This window comes from Aggregatibacter sp. oral taxon 513 (assembly GCF_018128305.1).
GTDB classification, from domain to species: Bacteria; Pseudomonadota; Gammaproteobacteria; order Enterobacterales; family Pasteurellaceae; genus Aggregatibacter; species Aggregatibacter segnis_A.
In genome coordinates, this window is record NZ_CP072381.1 from 716,039 (window position 1) to 732,524 (window position 16,486).

Consider the following 16,486-nt stretch of genomic DNA (forward strand, 5'->3'; position numbering starts at 1 on the left):
GGAGCAAGCAGAATGGAAAAAACGATTTTTAGTCAACAGGAGCAGGTTGAACAACAGGAAGCTTTCATCGCCAAGCAGGAATTTCATGAAGAACAGGCTGTGCCGGATACGGATGCAGACAATGTGCCTTTGGAAGGTGAATTGTTAGAAGTGCAATTTGAGCAAAGTGTTCAACCGCCACCGCGTTGGTGGAACCGAGCCCTGATAGGAACCGCACTTTTATTTTTTACGGCGACAGTGGCGCAGTCCGTACAATGGCTGGTGGATACTTGGCAGCAAAATCAATGGATCTATTTTGCCTTTTCCTTGGTGTTATGTTTGGCGGTGTTACTTGGCATTTCTGCCATCATTGGTGAGTGGCGACGTTTGGTGCACTTGCGTAAGCGGGGTGAAATGCAGCATCAAAGCCGTGAATGGCTGGAAAGTGCGGTCGTTTCTCACGGTGAATTTTCTGCGGCAACCCATCAACAAGCGATTGAATTGTGTGAGCAAATGGGCAAATTAATGAAACTGGACGCGCAACAAAGCGATTTGGCGAAGTGGCGTCAGCAAATGAACGAATCTTATTCCGTGCCGGAAGTATTGCATTTGTTCAGTCAAAATGTGTTGCAGCCATTTGATAAACAGGCCAAAAAACTCATTAACAAAGCAACGACAGAGTCGGCCGCATTGGTAGCAATTAGCCCGCTGGCGTTGGCAGATATGTTTTTTATTGCTTGGCGCAACATTCGTTTGGTCAACCAAATTGCACGGCTTTATGGCATTGAATTGGGCTATGTCAGCCGCCTTCGTTTGTTGCGCATGGTGTTGGTGAATATGGCCTTTGCCGGAGCGACAGAATTGATTCAAGATCTTGGTGTGAATTGGCTTTCGCAAGATCTCACCGCTAAACTTTCTGCCCGTGCCGCACAGGGCATTGGCGTTGGATTGTTGACGGCGCGATTGGGCATTAAAGCCATGGAATTTTGTCGTCCGTTGGCATTTGAGTCGAATGAAAAACCGCGTTTATCTCATATTCATAAAGAATTATTGAGTCATCTTGGCGCGAGTATTTTTGATAATTTGAAAGTAAAGCAAAAAGACAAGGTGTAAACTGTAAATAAAACTTGCCAAAATGGTTGCGATTCTTTGTTGTAACGGTATCATAACTGCTGTTTTCTACCGAATGTGCTTTTTATTTCTTGAGGCTTCTTATGGCAACGTCCCCAAATATTGATGCTTTTTCTCATATCGTGACGCGAAATCCGCAAATGCAGGACATTATCGCCAAAGCGAAAAAATTTGCTTTATTGGATGCGCCATTATTGATTCAAGGTGAAACCGGCACGGGAAAAGATGTGATCGCCAAAGCTTGCCATGATTTTAGTACGCGTCGAAATAAGGAATTTCTTGCGGTGAATTGCGCCGGTATTCCGGGAGAAGATGCGGAAACGGAAATGTTCGGGCGACGCAATAAAGACGGCGAGTTTATCGGTTTTTTTGAATATGCGGATGGCGGCACGGTGTTGTTGGACGGGGTGGAGGAGTTGCCCTTAACCTTACAGGCAAAGCTACTCCGTTTTTTAAGTGACGGCACTTTTCGTCGTGTGGGTGAGGAAGAGGAACATTACGCCAATGTTCGCGTCATTTGTACCACACAACAGCCACTGCAACATTATGTAGAACAAGGCAAAATGCGCAGTGATTTGTTTCATCGATTAAATGTGCTGACGTTAAACTTGCCTCGATTATGCGATCGCGTGGAAGATATTGAGCCACTAGCTCGTCAATTTATCCGAGAAATCAGTGAAAAACTCGCCATTTCTGCACCGCACTTTGATGCTGGATTTTTACATTATCTTCAACAATATCCTTGGTTCGGCAATATTCGTGAACTCTATAATGCCTTGTACCGCGCGGTTCCCTTAACAAAAGATAATCAGTTGCATATTGAGGATTTAGGTTTGGAAACATCGGTCTCTGCATCGCAAGAGATGGAGGGATTGATGATGGAAGGTACAACCTTAGAGGAAATGGTAGGGCGATTTGAAGCGGCAGTGCTGACCAAATTTTACGCCCAATACCCGAGCTCCCGAAAACTTGCCGCTCGCTTGGGTGTTTCCCACACGGCAATCGCCAATAAATTACGTCAATATGGAATTGGCAAAACCTAGTCTTCTTCCGGCTGAATTGGATTAAATGCTTCAAGTATAGGAAAACGTTTCACCAGTTTCAGCCATTCTGTTTTTTCAAGACGAATACTCAATAAAAACTCACCATATTCACTGATTTTTTCTTTTTCCACGCAATTCAGTTCATACAGCGCATGACGGATTTTGCCTTCCGACGGTGACAGTTGAAGCGGGAATTGGAGAATATAATCTGTTAAACGAACACGAATCGCGTCCAATAAAAGTTCAAGGCCATCTGCAGAATTAGCCGAAATATAGACCGCACTTGGGTGATGTTTTTCATCGTATTCTATATGCGATACCACATTTTCTAATTGATCAATTTTGTTGTACACCAACAATCGTGGCACATCTTGCGCCCCGATTTCTTCCAAAACGTGATTCACCGCCTCGATATTTTCTAATTTGCGGGGATCGGCGCAATCAACCACATGGAGCAATAATGCGGCTTCGGTGGTTTCCTGTAAGGTGGATTTGAAGGCGGAAATTAAATCGTGGGGCAAATCCCGTAGAAAGCCAACCGTGTCCGCCAAAATCGTTGTGCCGACATCTTTTAAACTGAGTCGACGCAATGTGGGATCGAGCGTAGCAAATAACTGATCCGCCGCATACACATTGGCAGAGGTCAATAAATTAAACAGGGTAGATTTTCCGGCATTGGTGTAACCCACTAAAGAAATAGTCGGGATATCTGCTTTTTGGCGCGTTTGACGATTCTGATTACGTTGCTTGGCGACTTTTTCCAAGCGATTTTGTAACTGGTTGATACGCACTTTAATTAAACGACGGTCGGTTTCCAGTTGAGTTTCACCGGGGCCACGCAAGCCCACCGCACCTTTTTGTTGATCTAGCCCGGTTTTACGACGCACCAAACGTGTGGCGAGGTGTTTTAACTGGGCCAGTTCCACTTGTAATTTCCCTTCGTGAGAGCGGGCGCGTTGAGCAAAAATATCTAAAATTAAGCCGTTGCGATCGACTACGCGACAATCACACAAGCTTTCTAGATTTCGGGCTTGTGCAGGCGTTAAGGTATGGTTTACTAAAATTAAATCGGCCTGGTATTGTTTGACCGCATCGGCAATTTCTTCCGCTTTGCCTTGCCCAACAAAATATTTGGCTTGTGGCGAACTGCGGCTACCGGTGATGACGGTGAGAATATGTGCTTGAGCAGATTTGGCAAGGAGTTGAAATTCGTTTAAATCGTCTACATTTTTCTGTCCTTCAAAAAAACAGTGCACGATAATGGCATTGTTCAATGCGTGATGTTCATTTTTTTGGGGATTTTCAGACGCAAAAAGTGCGGTGGAAATTTCCGCAGAATCCACCGCACTTTCAGTTAAACGTTGTTGAGTTAAATTATCGAGTAAATTAGCCAATATTTTCCGCTTTGTTATTCTGCTTGAGCATCAATATTGTTTTCTACAGAAGGAGTTTCCTGTTGTACTTGGTGTTGTTGCTGTTGGTTCGCATTGTGATGTGCGACAGAACGTGCCGGAACAACAGTTGAAATTGCGTGTTTATAAACCATTTGATTTACCGTGTTTTTCAATAAAATCACGAATTGGTCAAACGATTCGATTTGCCCTTGTAATTTGATACCGTTTACTAAATAGATTGAAACGGGAATGCGTTCACGACGTAATGCATTCAAGTAAGGATCTTGTAGAGATTGTCCTTTTGCCATTTTTCTTTCCTTCTTTTTGTAAAAAATGATGAATTAAAACAATACAGCAAGCTGTATGCCTCCGCAAATCAATATAGCAACAATTATATTGAAAGTCACTAGGCGCAATCTGTGTTTTACGCTTTCGTTGAAACCGATGTTAATACTTTTTCAAGGGCTTGAGCCGGGTGCAAACTATCCAACCATTGAATCGGTGATGTCCAACCACGTAGCCAAGTGATCTGGCGTTTTGCTAATTGGCGGGTGGCGCAGATACCACGAAAAATCATCTCATCGTGGTCATAATCACCGCGTAAATATTCCCACATTTGTCGATAACCCACACAGCGAATAGACGGCAGGTTCTCGTTTAAGTCGGGACGACGGCACAATTTTTCGACCTCTTGCTGAAAACCAAGTTCAATCATTTTGTGAAAACGTTGCTCAATTCGAAGATGTAAGACCTCTCGTTGTTCCGGTGCAATCGCAAATTGCAGAATGTCATACGGCAAGGCCTCGCCTTTTTGTGCCGTTAATTCCGTTAAGGTCTTACCAGTTAAATAAAAGACTTCTAATGCGCGGTTAATCCGTTGCGAGTCGTTCGGGTTAATGCGTTGTGCTGAAATCGGATCGATTTTACTGAGTTCTTGGTGTAATCCACCCCAACCGATAAGTGCTGCTTTTGCCTCAATTTCCGACCGCACTTTTTCGTCGGCGGAGGGGAGGGGCGACAGACCTTCCAATAAGGCTTTGTAATACAACATTGTGCCGCCCACCAATAAGGGGATTTTGCCTTGTGCGCTAATCTCTTGCATTTCGCGTAAAGCATCTGTGCGGAAATTTGCCGCAGAATAACTTTCTGACGGATCGCAAATATCAATTAAACGATGAGGTGCCAGTGCCAGTTCGGCTTTTGAGGGTTTCGCCGTGCCAATGTCCATGCCGCGATAAATCAGGGCAGAATCCACACTGATAACTTCCACGGGCAATTGTTGGCGCAACTGGATTGCCAAATCCGTTTTGCCGGAGGCGGTAGGCCCCATTAAAAAAATCGCTAAAGGTTTGTGTTCTGAATGCTGCATAGTTAGCGGGTTAATTGAGTTAAATAAGGCTGCCAGTCAATTTCGACGAGTAAATCTAACAGGCGAATTTGCTGCTGTTTCGCGAGTAATTGTTCTGTTTCAGTCAGTAAATTTACCGCATCGGCAAGCACGGTGATTGGCGGGGAGGCTAAAGGTGCCAAAAGTGCGGTCAAAAATTCAGGTAAATTTTCGAAAGATTGATTCAATAACGACACAATCATGTGTTGTAAGTTTTGTTGGCGCAAATGTGCCGATACTTTTTGTAACGTGATTTTATGTTGTGCCGCTTCTTCCATAAAAACAAAGCCGATTTGCTCGAAAAAGGCTTTTTGTTGAAGCCATGCCTGCCATTGCGCATCCGATAAACGGAAAATAATTGGAATTAACAATGGTTGAGAGGTTGGCGCTAAAGTTAAATTCAGCGTTTGTTTGAGTTGTTGCAAACACGCAAGCGAGAGCAAGTAAAAACGTTGTTCTTGCTGTAACAACAAGGCTTTATGTTGAATTAATGCAAGGGCGTGCAAGAAATTGGTATTTGGCTTTTTGACTTCGGTTACGTTGCTTTGCACGTGTTTCTCCGAAGACGCCCACAATGCGTTATGCGCCTCGAGTACCTTCGGTGTTATCGGCTCACGAGGGAACGAGCTACCATAAAAGTGCGGTGGATTTTGCTGCTGTTTTGGTGGTTCGTGATATCTATTTCCTATGTAGGTATTGGCAGAATGAACCATCGGTTGGGCAAATATATTTTGTCCCGCAGCCGAACGATTAGGTTTCGTATGCGTTGAAACTTCCCATGCACCGGCAGGTTCTTCCACGCCACATTCTGTTGGCGGTGTGTTCAACGGCATTGGCTCGGAGGCTAATGCATTGCTGATGCCTTGAGTGATGAAATCATGTACCAAACGAGATTGCTGGAAACGCACTTCATGTTTGGTAGGATGTACGTTCACATCAACATCATTTGGATTAAGATCAATAAACAGCACAAAAGCAGGGTACTGATCGTTGGTTAAATAGTCTGCATAGGCCTGACGGATAGCGTGAGTAATGATTTTATCGCGCACCACCCGCCCATTCACATAACAATAATTTAAATCATTTTGCGGGCGGTGAAAGTATGGCGTAGCTACCCAGCCGGATAAATGCAGATCATCGTGTTTCCAATCAATTTGCAATGCATTCTGAATAAAATCATCGCCACAAATCGCTGCAACACGTTTTAATTTTTGTTCATTCGTGACCGCACTTTTGTATTGGCGTAATACTTTGCCATTATGCGTGAGGGTAAAACTGATATTAAATTTGGCCAAGGCAATACGACGAATGACTTCATCAATATGAGAAAATTCGGTTTTCTCGGAACGTAAAAATTTGCGACGGGCGGGCGTGTTAAAAAATAAATTTGCCACTTCAACTGTCGTTCCCACTGGATGGGATGCGGGTTGAATAGTCGTTTCCATGTCGCGGCCTTGGGCATATACCTGCCAAGCTTCATTTTGTTCTGCGGTACGAGAGGTTAGAGTCAAACGGGAAACAGAACTGATGCTGGCAAGGGCTTCGCCACGGAATCCCAAACTTAAAATGGCTTCCAAATCGGCAAGATCAGCGATTTTACTGGTGGCGTGACGGGCAAGTGCTAAAGCCAATTCTTCCTTGGCAATACCAATGCCGTTGTCGCGAATCCGAATAAGACTGGCGCCGCCGTTTTCAATATCAATTTGAATTTTATCGGCACCGGCATCCAGGCTGTTTTCCACTAATTCTTTTACCACCGAAGCAGGGCGTTCCACCACTTCTCCGGCAGCAATTTGGTTGGCTAATTGTGGCGATAAAATACGTATGGTCATTATTTTTTCCCTGGATTATCGTCAAGCAGTTGGATTTTTTGTCCGCTTAACACTTTGCCATCTTTTAATTTTGGGTTTAATTTCAACAGGTTATTCGGTGAAACTTTATATTCTCGCGCGATGGAGTAAAGCGTTTCATTTTTTTGCACCGTATGGAATTTCGGTATTGCTTCTTTGACTTCCACCTTATTTTTACTTTGCTCTTTCGGCTTAGTAGGGCTGTTATTGGATTTCTCTTGTTTTTTACTTTTATCCGCAGCCTTAGTTTCTGTCGATTTGGTTTCCTTAGCGTTTGGAGCGTTTGTTTTTGGTGTTTTTTCTGTTTTTACTTCTTCTATTTTGGCGTCTCCCGGAATTTTCAGGGTTTCACCCACCAAGAGTTCTTTTCGCTTGAGTTTATTGAACGTAAGGATGTCAGCAGAGGAAACTTTATATTTTAAGGCTAATTTACCTAAGGATTCGCCTCGTTTTACGGTATGACGAATACCACTATCTTTAATGTCGACAGATTTAATCTCTTGGGGGTTTTCCTGAGAAACTTGTGTTTGACTCTCTTTTTCTTCAACGCTTTCCTTGACGTTATTTTTGCCGTTACTTGGAATTTTAATGGTTTCGCCGATTCGCAATTCTTTGCGTTTTAATTTATTCAACGTAAGAATGTCCGCTGCTTTTACGCCGTATTTGGCCGCAAGTTTTGTTAGACTTTCACCAGATTTTACGGTGTGGCGTAAAGCGCTATCGTTTGTCTCAAGTGCGGTAGATTTTTCAGGCGTTTTTACCGTGGCAATTTCAGGTTCGTCTTTATAGTTTTTACGGTGGTACTCCACTAAGCCGTTGTAAATAACTTGGGCGATTTTTTTACGGTATGCCGGCGTACTTAATTTAAGCTCTTCTTCTTGATTAGATAGAAAGCCGGTTTCAACCAAAATGGAGGGAATATCCGGTGAGCGCAATACGCCAAGGCTGGCATGGCGCGGCGTTGGACGGCTTAAAGAGGCAATTTGGGAAAAGTGGCGTAAAACGATGTTGCCTAATTCATATCCGACGCGTTGGCTATGACCAAATTGCAAATCCAATACGGTTTGATCTAAATATTTTTCATTGTGTGAAGCAAGCACGTTACCGGCGCCGCCGAGTAATTCTGAACGTTTTTCATGATCTTCCAGCCATTGCCCCATTTCATCATTGGCACGGCGATTGGAAAGAACCCACACTGAAGCGCCGCGTAAATTCGGGGTTTCGGAGGAATCGGCATGGATGGAAACTAAATAATTGGCCTTGTATTTGCGGGCAATTTCGGAACGCTGCGGCACGGAAATAAAATAATCGCCGTTACGGGTGAGTACTGCACGGAAGTGAGGATCTTTATCCAGTAACGCTTTTAATTCTTTGGCGATGGAAAGTGTGACATTTTTTTCATAAATTTTGAGATTGAGTCCGATTGCGCCAGGGTCTTTCCCACCATGGCCCGGGTCGATCGCTATCGTCCAAGTATTATTTGCAAACGCGGAGAGCGCAAAAAAGAAAAGGCTGTTAATCAAAAGAAATCTAAACATCGTTTTGGGTTTCATTGTGATAAAGGGTTAATTCAGTTTTTCAATAATGTGTCGACCGGTTTCAGATTTAGCAATTAATTCAATATTGCGGGCATGTTCAGCGTAATGAATATTGACGAGTAAATCCGGTGCAGAGAGCAAACCGGCACCTTTTTCCGCCCACTCAATTAAACAAATCGTGTTTTCTGCGAAGTAATCGCGAATGCCCATAAATTCAAGTTCTTCCGGATCAGACAGGCGATATAAGTCAAAATGATAAATATTCTTTCCCGAAATTTTATATTCTTCCACGAGCGTATAAGTAGGGCTTTTTACATTGCCTTGATAACCCAACGCCTGAATCATGCCACGGCTTAATGTGGTTTTTCCCGCACCGAGTTCTCCGTTCAGATAGAGTGTAATGCTTTTATGATTGGGTACTTGGCAAATGGCATTAATGAGTTTTTTGCCAAAATTACACATGGCATTTTCATCAGAAATATATTGAATTAATGTTTCAGTCATCTTCTTCATCGGTTGAAAAATAAGGCTGGATTGTACCGCACTTTGAGGGAATTATGTAGTTTTATGATTACGTAAGGTTGCCAAGAGTCATGGCACAAATGTCATCGTGAAAGTTACTTGTTAAGCATAAAAAAAATCCCCCGCAAATGCGAGGGATTGTCAATTTGGAGCGGGAAACGAGGCTCGAACTCGCGACCCCGACCTTGGCAAGGTCGTGCTCTACCAACTGAGCTATTCCCGCAGAGATTTGATGTTGAGAATGGAGCGGGAAACGAGGCTCGAACTCGCGACCCCGACCTTGGCAAGGTCGTGCTCTACCAACTGAGCTATTCCCGCATTCACATCAAATGAATGAGACGGCATTATACGAATATTTTTAGACAGTGCAAGTATAAAATCATGAAAATGATGCGCTTGTTTATATATTCGTCGATTTAGTCTATCTTTAAAAAATGTTCGCGATAGTAAGCGAGTTCTTTGATGGATTCGCGAATATCGTCTAATGCCAAATGGGTGTTTTGTTTACTAAAGCCGTCCAGAATTTCCGGTTTCCAGCGGGCGGCTAATTCTTTTAATGTACTGACATCAAGGTGGCGATAGTGAAAGTAGTCTGCAAGTTCCGGCATATATTTAAAGAGAAAGCGTTTGTCTTGTGCCACACTGTTACCACAAATCGGTGATACCCCTTTGGGAACGTATTTTTTGAGAAAATCCAAGGTTTGTAATTCTGCCGCACGTTCGGTTAATTTGCTGTTTTTAACGCGTTCAACCAGCCCGTTTGCCGTGTGGGTTTTCATGCACCAGTCGCTCATTTTATTGAGTAATTCGTCAGATTGATGGACGGCTAGAACAGGGCCTTCGGCAAGAATATTTAAATTTTTATCGGTCACAATGGTTGCAATTTCAATAATGCGTTCTTTTTCCGGATCTAAGCCTGTCATTTCAAGATCAATCCAGATCAGATTTTGTTTATCTAATGTCATTATATAAGGTATCCTATGCGAAAATTTTCCTTATTCTAGCGAAAAACGCTATAAAAAACGACCGCACTTTGTATGAGTAAACCAAAATTAACGCAAAATCAAAAACGCCGAATTCAATCCAATAATAATAAGGTATTACATCGCCATCAGAAGAAAGACATTGATTGGCAGGATGATATGCTGGGCGATTCGCAAGATGGTTTGGTCGTCACGCGCTATGCCCGTCATGCGGATGTGGAAAATGCGCAAGGCGAGATTTTTCGTTGTAACTTGCGTCGCACATTGGTGAGTGTTGTCGTGGGCGATCGTGTGATCTGGCGACAAGGTAATGAGCAGTTGCAAGGTGTAAGTGGCGTGATTGAAGGGGTTCATCCGCGTAAAAATGAAATTTCCCGTCCGGATTACTATGACGGCATTAAAGTCATCGCTGCCAATATTGATCGTATTATCATCATTTCTTCCGTACTGCCGAGTTTGTCGCTGAATATTATTGATCGTTATTTGGTGGTGTGCGAAGAAGCCAACATTGAACCCATTATTGTGTTGAATAAAGCCGATATGTTGACGGAACAACAATGGCAAGACGTGGATTCGCAGTTGGAAATTTATCGCAATATTGGCTATCAAACGCTGATGGTTTCAGCGCAAAATAAAAAAAATCTGGAAAAACTGACCGCACTTTTATCGGATGGCGTGTCTATTTTTGTAGGGCAATCCGGTGTAGGAAAATCCAGTTTGATTAATGCTGTCTTGCCGGAGGTGGACGCGTTGGTCGGAGAAATTAGTTCAACCTCGGGTCTTGGACAACACACCACTACTTCCTCTCGTTTATATCATTTACCGCAAGGTGGCAGTTTAATTGATTCGCCGGGCATCCGTGAATTTGGTTTGTGGCATTTGGAAGATGAACAGATTACAAAAGGATATCGTGAATTTCAAACTGTGCTGGGTACTTGTAAGTTCCGTGATTGTAAGCATTTAAATGATCCCGGATGTGCCTTACGTCAGGCGGTAGAAGAAGGCAAAATCAGTGCTGTTCGCTATGAAAACTACCATCGTTTGTTAACCAGTAAAAAAGAAATGAAATCGCAGCGCCATTTTTCTGCTGAATAAAAGTGGTTTACCATTTTTTAGGTATGACATGTTAACTTTTAGTTAATGAAATGACCGATTTTTCTTTTTTTTTGTGATCTAATTCAAATTTTAAGCCAAATCGTCTTGCGCATTCATTGTGTTCGTCTGATACTGCATCATATTTATTTTAATTATTTAAATAAATATTTGACGAATCCCATCCACTTTTTCCAGAGGAAAATTATATGTACATCAAAAGATGTTGAAATCACAGCACCTAACGGCTTGCATACTCGTCCAGCGGCACAATTTGTAAAAGAAGCCAAAGCATTTGCCGCAGATATTACAGTTACTTCTGCAGGAAAAAGTGCGAGTGCAAAAAGTTTATTTAAATTACAAACATTAGCATTAACTCAAGGGACGGTGATTACGATTTCTGCTGAAGGTGAAGATGCAGAAAAAGCGGTTGAACATCTTGTTGCATTAATTCCTACGTTAGAATAATTCTTTCGCCATAATTTGCGTTCTTATGTTTTTAATAAAAGCATGGAGAGCCGTGAGTTATGGCTTTGTTTTATTTGTTCGGTGATTGATTTTTGTTCAATTTACATCAATGAATTTAGATAATAGAGAAGGTCATTATGATTTCAGGAATTCCAGCCTCTCCAGGCATTGTTTTTGGTAAAGCGCTTGTCCTTAAAGAAGAAAAAATTGTTCTGGATACGCAAAAAATTAAAGAGAGCCAAATTGATGCCGAAATCGCGCGTTTTTATGAAGGGCGCAGTGCGGCAGTTGAACAATTAAATTCAATAAAAGATCGTGCTTATGCTTCTTTAGGGGAAGAAAAAGCGGCGATTTTCGAAGGCCATTTGATGATTCTGGAAGATGAGGAGTTAGAGGAAGAAATTCTTGATTATCTTCGTTCAAATAAGGTGAATGCTGCCGTAGCTGCCAATGTAATTATTGATCAGCAAGTCGCCATGTTGTCTGAAATTGATGACGAATACTTAAAAGAACGTGCCGGTGATATTCGCGACATTGGCAATCGATTGATTAAAAATATTTTAGGGATGCACATTGTTGATTTAGGCGAAATTAATGAAGAAGCGATTTTAGTTGCCTATGATTTAACGCCCTCTGAAACGGCACAGTTAAATTTAGATAAAGTGTTAGGTTTTGTGACGGATATCGGCGGTCGCACATCACATACGTCCATTATGGCACGTTCTCTTGAATTACCGGCAATTGTGGGGACGAACAATGTTACCGAGTTGGTGAACACCGGTGATTTCTTAATTCTTGATGCCTTAAATAATGCGGTTTACGTTAACCCTTCCCAAGACGAAATCCAACGTCTAAAAACATTGCAAGCGAAGTTAGCGGAAGAAAAAGCCGAATTGGCAAAATTAAAAGATTTACCGGCATTGACGTTAGATGGACACCGTGTGGATGTGGTGGCCAATATTGGGACCATTCGCGATGTTGAAGGGGCAGAGCGTAATGGTGCAGAAGGTGTGGGTTTATATCGTACTGTTGTTTATGGATCGCGATCAGCTACCAACCGAAGAAGAGCAATTTATTGCTTATAAAGAAGTAGTGGAAGCCATGAATGGTAACTTGGTGATATTGCGTACCATGGATATCGGTGGCGATAAAGAATTGCCGTATTTGAATTTGCCGAAAGAAATGAACCCATTCCTCGGTTGGCGTGCTATTCGTATTGCGTTGGATCGTCGTGAAATTTTAAATGCGCAATTAAGAGCAGTGTTACGCGCATCTGCTTACGGTCGATTAGCCGTTATGTTTCCGATGATCATTTCTGTGGAAGAAATTCGAGAGCTTAAATCTGTGATTGAAGAATTAAAAGTTGAATTACGCAATGAAGGCAAAGATTTTGATGAAAATATTCAAATCGGTGTGATGGTGGAAACGCCATCCGCTGCGGTGAATGCCAAATTCTTAGCAAAAGAGGTCGATTTCTTCAGTATTGGTACGAACGATTTAACCCAATATACGTTGGCCGTGGATCGTGGCAATGAACTCATTTCTCATTTGTATAACCCAATGAGTCCGTCTGTGCTGAGTTTAATTAAACAGGTTATTGATGCATCTCATGCGGAAGGAAAATGGACCGGCATGTGTGGTGAATTAGCCGGTGATGAAAATGCCACTATTTTACTATTAGGTATGGGCTTGGATGAGTTTAGTATGAGTGCAATTTCTGTGCCACGCATTAAGAAATTAATTCGTAACGTCAATTATCAAGATGCAAAACTCTTGGCTGAAAAAGCGTTACAGCAACCAACGGCTGCCGAAATTGAGCGCTTAGTTGCTGATTTTTTAGCAGAAAAAGCATTAAATTAGATACAATTTTCGCTTTTTAAGCTAGAATAAGACCAGATTTTAAACTTCAGGAGATGATAAAAAATGGGTTTATTTGACAAACTATTTGGCTCAAAAGATAAGAAAGCGGTTGATGTAGAAATCTATGCACCGCTTTCTGGTGAAATCGTGAATATTGAAGATGTTCCGGATGTTGTTTTCTCCGAAAAAATTGTTGGCGACGGTATTGCAATTCGTCCAACCGGTAACAAACTGGTTGCACCGGTAGATGGCGTTGTCGGTAAAATCTTTGAAACCAATCACGCGTTTTCTATGGAATCCAAAGAAGGCGTTGAGTTATTCGTTCACTTTGGTATTGATACCGTTGAATTAAAAGGTGAAGGTTTTACTCGCGTGGCGCAAGAAGGTCAAAGCGTTAAACGTGGTGACACCATTATCGAATTGGATTTAGCCTTATTGGAAGCCAAAGCGAAATCTGTGTTAACCCCAGTGGTGATTTCCAACATGGATGAAATCACCAATATGGAGAAAAAATCCGGTGAAGTGGTTGCCGGAGATTCCGTTGTGTTGGTGTTGAAAAAATAAATAGATTTTAAAGAAGCGAAAGGCTTACTTGTTATGAGTAAGCCTTTTTTATAAGTTCAAAAACACATTGAATAATGACCGCACTTTGATTGCCGCAAAAGTGCGGTCATTTTTTTCAGCATTTTTAGTTTGCAATACCTTTGTGACGCAGCAACGCATCTAACTGTGGTTCGCGGCCACGGAAGTTTTTGAACAAGGTCATCGGTTCTTCAGAGCCGCCTTTGGTGAGAATTTCATCCAAGAAGGATTGGCCGGTTTGGGCATTGAAAATCCCTTCTTCTTCAAAACGCGAGTAGGCATCTGCCGATAAAACCTCCGCCCATAAATAGCTGTAATAGCCTGCCGCATAGCCACCGGCAAAAATATGACTGAAGCTATGTGGCATTCTTCCCCATTCTGCGCCAGGGATGACGGCAACTTGGCTTTTCACTTCGTGTAACATCGCTAACACTTGATTTTGCTTGTTCGGATCAAATGTGTGGTGCAAGCGGAAATCAAACAGCGCAAATTCTAACTGACGCAAAACAAACATCGCAGCTTGGAAATTTTTGGCTTTAAGTAATTGGCTGAGTTTCTCTTTTGGTAGCGGTTCGCCGGTTTGATAATGACCGGAAATGAACTGTAGCGCCTCTTCCTCCCAGCACCAGTTTTCCATAAATTGGCTTGGCAATTCCACGGCATCCCAAGGCACACCATTAATACCGGCCACATCGGCCACATCAATTTGTGTCAACATATGATGCAATCCATGACCGAATTCATGGAATAGCGTCGTGACTTCATCATGCGTGAATAAGGCCGGTTGGTCGCCAAGTGGGCGATTGAAGTTACAGGTTAAGTACGCCACCGGTTTTTGTAGGCTGCCGTCAATCGTTTTACGACGACCGATACAATCGTCCATCCAAGCGCCACCGCGTTTATGTTCACGAGCGTATAAGTCTAAATAGAAGCTACCGCGTACGTCATCTTTTTCATCAAGTAAATCGAAGAAACGCACATCTTTATGCCAGGTTTCGACGCCATGGCGTTCCACCGCGCGAATATTAAAAATGCGTTTAATCAATTCAAATAAACCGCTCAATACGCGATCTTCCGGGAAGTACGGACGCAATTCTTCATCGTTGATGGCATATAAATGTTGCTTTTGTTTTTCGCTGTAAAAAGACAGATCCCAAAGCTCAAGTGCGGTCAAATTATAATGTGTTTTGCAGAAGTCTTTTAATTCTTGCAATTCACGTTCGCCTTGGGCTTTAGAACGTGTGGCGAGATTTTCTAAGAAATCCAACACTTGTTGCGGATTTTCCGCCATTTTGGTGGCAAGGGATAATTCGGTGTAGGTGTTGAAATCCAATAATTTGGCTAATTCCACGCGTAGAGTGAGGATCTCTTGCATAATCGCCGAGTTATCCCATTTACCGGCATTTGGCCCTTGATCGGACGCGCGGGTGGCAAAGGCGCGATACATTTCCTCGCGTAATTCACGGTTTTCACAATACGTCATTACGGGAATATAGCTTGGGTATTCCAAGGTGAAGCGATAACCTGTGACACCTTTGCTTTCCGCGGATTGTTTGGCCGCTTCCAGTGCGGATTCCGGTAAGCCTTTGAGCAGGTTGATATCTTCAACGATCTTTTCCCAGCCCATGGTGGCGTCTAATACGTTATTGCTAAATTGTGAATTCAGTTCGGACAAGCGGGCAGCAATCTCGCCATAGCGTTTTTGTTTTTCTGCCGGCAAGGAAATGCCCGATAATTTGAAATCGCGCAAGCTGTTTTCAATGGCTTTCTTTTGCGCTTGAGTATAGCCGGCAAATTCAGGGCTATTTTTTAATTGTAAATAGGCTTCATATAACCCCTGATGTTGACCGACCCAAGTGCTGTATTCGGCTAATAATGGCAAACAGGCTTGATAGGCTTCACGTAATTCCGGGCTATTTTTCACTGAGTTTAAATGAGAGATTGGCGACCATACTTTGCTTAAACGATCACCGGCTTCGGTTAACGGTAGAATGAAATTTTCCCAAGTAAAGTGCGGTTGATTTACCACGCGTTCTACGGTTTCGCGGTTTTCTTGAATAAGTTGTTTGATGGCGGATTCAATGTATTGCGGTTCAATTTTAGAAAATGCAGGAAGTGCGGTTGGCGTCAGTAATGGGTTTGTCATGAAGCTATCCTTAATAATATAAATAAACGTAGTGAGTAAAATTGGGCTCGATTTTATGATTTCAAGGTTGAAAAATCTAGCCATTCAGGGATAATTGCGAATAATTTTTATTTTGAGGATTTCACATGAAGTATTTTTATACCGGATTGGGTTTTTTCTTTTTAGCCGTCGGTATTATTGGTATTATTGTGCCATATTTGCCGACTACGCCGTTTTTATTATTAACCGTCTTCTTTTTTGCCAAAGGTTCCGAGCGAGTACATCGGTGGTTTGTCGGATCTAAGATCTATCAAAAGCATTTGAAAGATTTTCATGAACAGCGAGCGCTGACTATGAAGACCAAAATTTCTATTTTGATGCTTTCTACATCAATGTTGCTAGCCGGGTTTTATTTCACTCCGAGTTGGATTGGCAAAAGTGTTATTATTACCGTGTTATTGATTAAATATTGGTTTTTCTTTTTCTGGATTAAAACGCTGGAAGAAGAATAGGTGTATAATGCACTCACTTT

The 16,486-nt window shown here is 42.4% G+C and carries 14 protein-coding genes, 2 tRNA genes and 1 pseudogene; 7 read left to right on the forward strand and 10 right to left on the reverse strand.

What is annotated here, in order from left to right; translation table 11 throughout:
- Positions 1-12 precede the first annotated feature (12 nt).
- Complete coding sequence (locus tag J5A60_RS03520) at positions 13-1,092, forward strand: TIGR01620 family protein (protein WP_212510589.1); 1,080 nt, start codon at positions 13-15, stop codon at positions 1,090-1,092.
- A 101-nt stretch (positions 1,093-1,193) separates the two neighbouring features.
- Positions 1,194-2,153 carry a sigma 54-interacting transcriptional regulator gene (locus tag J5A60_RS03525; protein ID WP_212510590.1) on the forward strand — a complete coding sequence of 320 codons (960 nt, stop codon included), beginning with the start codon at positions 1,194-1,196 and terminating at the stop codon, positions 2,151-2,153.
- On the opposite strand, the gene hflX is transcribed toward J5A60_RS03525, so the two are convergent.
- From hflX to orn, 9 genes are all read right to left on the reverse strand, one after another.
- A complete protein-coding gene (gene hflX / locus J5A60_RS03530; protein ID WP_212510591.1) occupies positions 2,150-3,547 on the reverse strand; it encodes a ribosome rescue GTPase HflX in 1,398 nt (465 codons plus the stop codon). The two genes, J5A60_RS03525 and hflX, sit on opposite strands and share 4 nt — an antisense overlap.
- A gap of 14 nt (positions 3,548-3,561) precedes the next feature.
- The gene (hfq, locus tag J5A60_RS03535; RefSeq protein ID WP_109127805.1) at positions 3,562-3,855 is read right to left on the reverse strand and encodes an RNA chaperone Hfq; all 294 of its coding nucleotides are present in this window, start codon (positions 3,853-3,855) and stop codon (positions 3,562-3,564) included.
- A 116-nt stretch (positions 3,856-3,971) separates the two neighbouring features.
- Positions 3,972-4,916, reverse strand: coding sequence for a tRNA (adenosine(37)-N6)-dimethylallyltransferase MiaA (gene miaA, locus J5A60_RS03540; protein ID WP_212510592.1), 945 nt, complete (start codon positions 4,914-4,916; stop codon positions 3,972-3,974).
- Positions 4,917-4,918: 2 nt separating this feature from the next.
- On the reverse strand, positions 4,919-6,766 hold the full coding sequence (gene mutL / locus J5A60_RS03545) for a DNA mismatch repair endonuclease MutL (RefSeq protein ID WP_212510593.1): 1,848 nt from the start codon (positions 6,764-6,766) through the stop codon (positions 4,919-4,921).
- Positions 6,766-8,337 carry an N-acetylmuramoyl-L-alanine amidase gene (locus J5A60_RS03550; RefSeq protein WP_212510594.1) on the reverse strand — a complete coding sequence of 524 codons (1,572 nt, stop codon included), beginning with the start codon at positions 8,335-8,337 and terminating at the stop codon, positions 6,766-6,768. Before J5A60_RS03550 ends, mutL begins: the two co-directional genes overlap by 1 nt.
- A gap of 12 nt (positions 8,338-8,349) precedes the next feature.
- On the reverse strand, positions 8,350-8,826 hold the full coding sequence (tsaE, locus tag J5A60_RS03555) for a tRNA (adenosine(37)-N6)-threonylcarbamoyltransferase complex ATPase subunit type 1 TsaE (RefSeq protein WP_212510595.1): 477 nt from the start codon (positions 8,824-8,826) through the stop codon (positions 8,350-8,352).
- A gap of 165 nt (positions 8,827-8,991) precedes the next feature.
- Positions 8,992-9,067 (reverse strand) — tRNA-Gly (locus tag J5A60_RS03560).
- A 19-nt stretch (positions 9,068-9,086) separates the two neighbouring features.
- Positions 9,087-9,162, reverse strand: a tRNA-Gly gene (locus J5A60_RS03565).
- Positions 9,163-9,260: 98 nt separating this feature from the next.
- A complete protein-coding gene (gene orn / locus J5A60_RS03570; protein ID WP_212510596.1) occupies positions 9,261-9,809 on the reverse strand; it encodes an oligoribonuclease in 549 nt (182 codons plus the stop codon).
- 72 nt (positions 9,810-9,881) lie between these two features.
- Between orn and rsgA the strand changes: the two genes are divergently transcribed.
- The 4 genes and pseudogenes from rsgA (at position 9,882) to crr (ending at position 13,811) form a co-directional block, all read left to right on the forward strand.
- A complete protein-coding gene (rsgA, locus tag J5A60_RS03575) occupies positions 9,882-10,922 on the forward strand; it encodes a small ribosomal subunit biogenesis GTPase RsgA (protein ID WP_212510597.1) in 1,041 nt (346 codons plus the stop codon).
- Positions 10,923-11,126: 204 nt separating this feature from the next.
- The gene (gene ptsH / locus J5A60_RS03580; protein ID WP_212510743.1) at positions 11,127-11,387 is read left to right on the forward strand and encodes a phosphocarrier protein Hpr; all 261 of its coding nucleotides are present in this window, start codon (positions 11,127-11,129) and stop codon (positions 11,385-11,387) included.
- 137 nt (positions 11,388-11,524) lie between these two features.
- Positions 11,525-13,247: pseudogene (ptsI, locus tag J5A60_RS03585) on the forward strand (phosphoenolpyruvate-protein phosphotransferase PtsI).
- 63 nt (positions 13,248-13,310) lie between these two features.
- The gene (gene crr / locus J5A60_RS03590) at positions 13,311-13,811 is read left to right on the forward strand and encodes a PTS glucose transporter subunit IIA (protein ID WP_048750187.1); all 501 of its coding nucleotides are present in this window, start codon (positions 13,311-13,313) and stop codon (positions 13,809-13,811) included.
- Positions 13,812-13,935: 124 nt separating this feature from the next.
- Here crr and prlC read toward each other — a convergent pair whose 3' ends face one another.
- The gene (prlC, locus tag J5A60_RS03595) at positions 13,936-15,975 is read right to left on the reverse strand and encodes an oligopeptidase A (protein ID WP_212510598.1); all 2,040 of its coding nucleotides are present in this window, start codon (positions 15,973-15,975) and stop codon (positions 13,936-13,938) included.
- A 125-nt stretch (positions 15,976-16,100) separates the two neighbouring features.
- On the opposite strand from prlC, the gene J5A60_RS03600 reads away from it, so the two are divergent.
- Positions 16,101-16,466: a YbaN family protein gene (locus J5A60_RS03600; protein WP_212510599.1), complete on the forward strand. Its 366-nt coding sequence runs from the start codon at positions 16,101-16,103 to the stop codon at positions 16,464-16,466.
- The last annotated feature ends 20 nt before the right edge of the window (positions 16,467-16,486 follow it).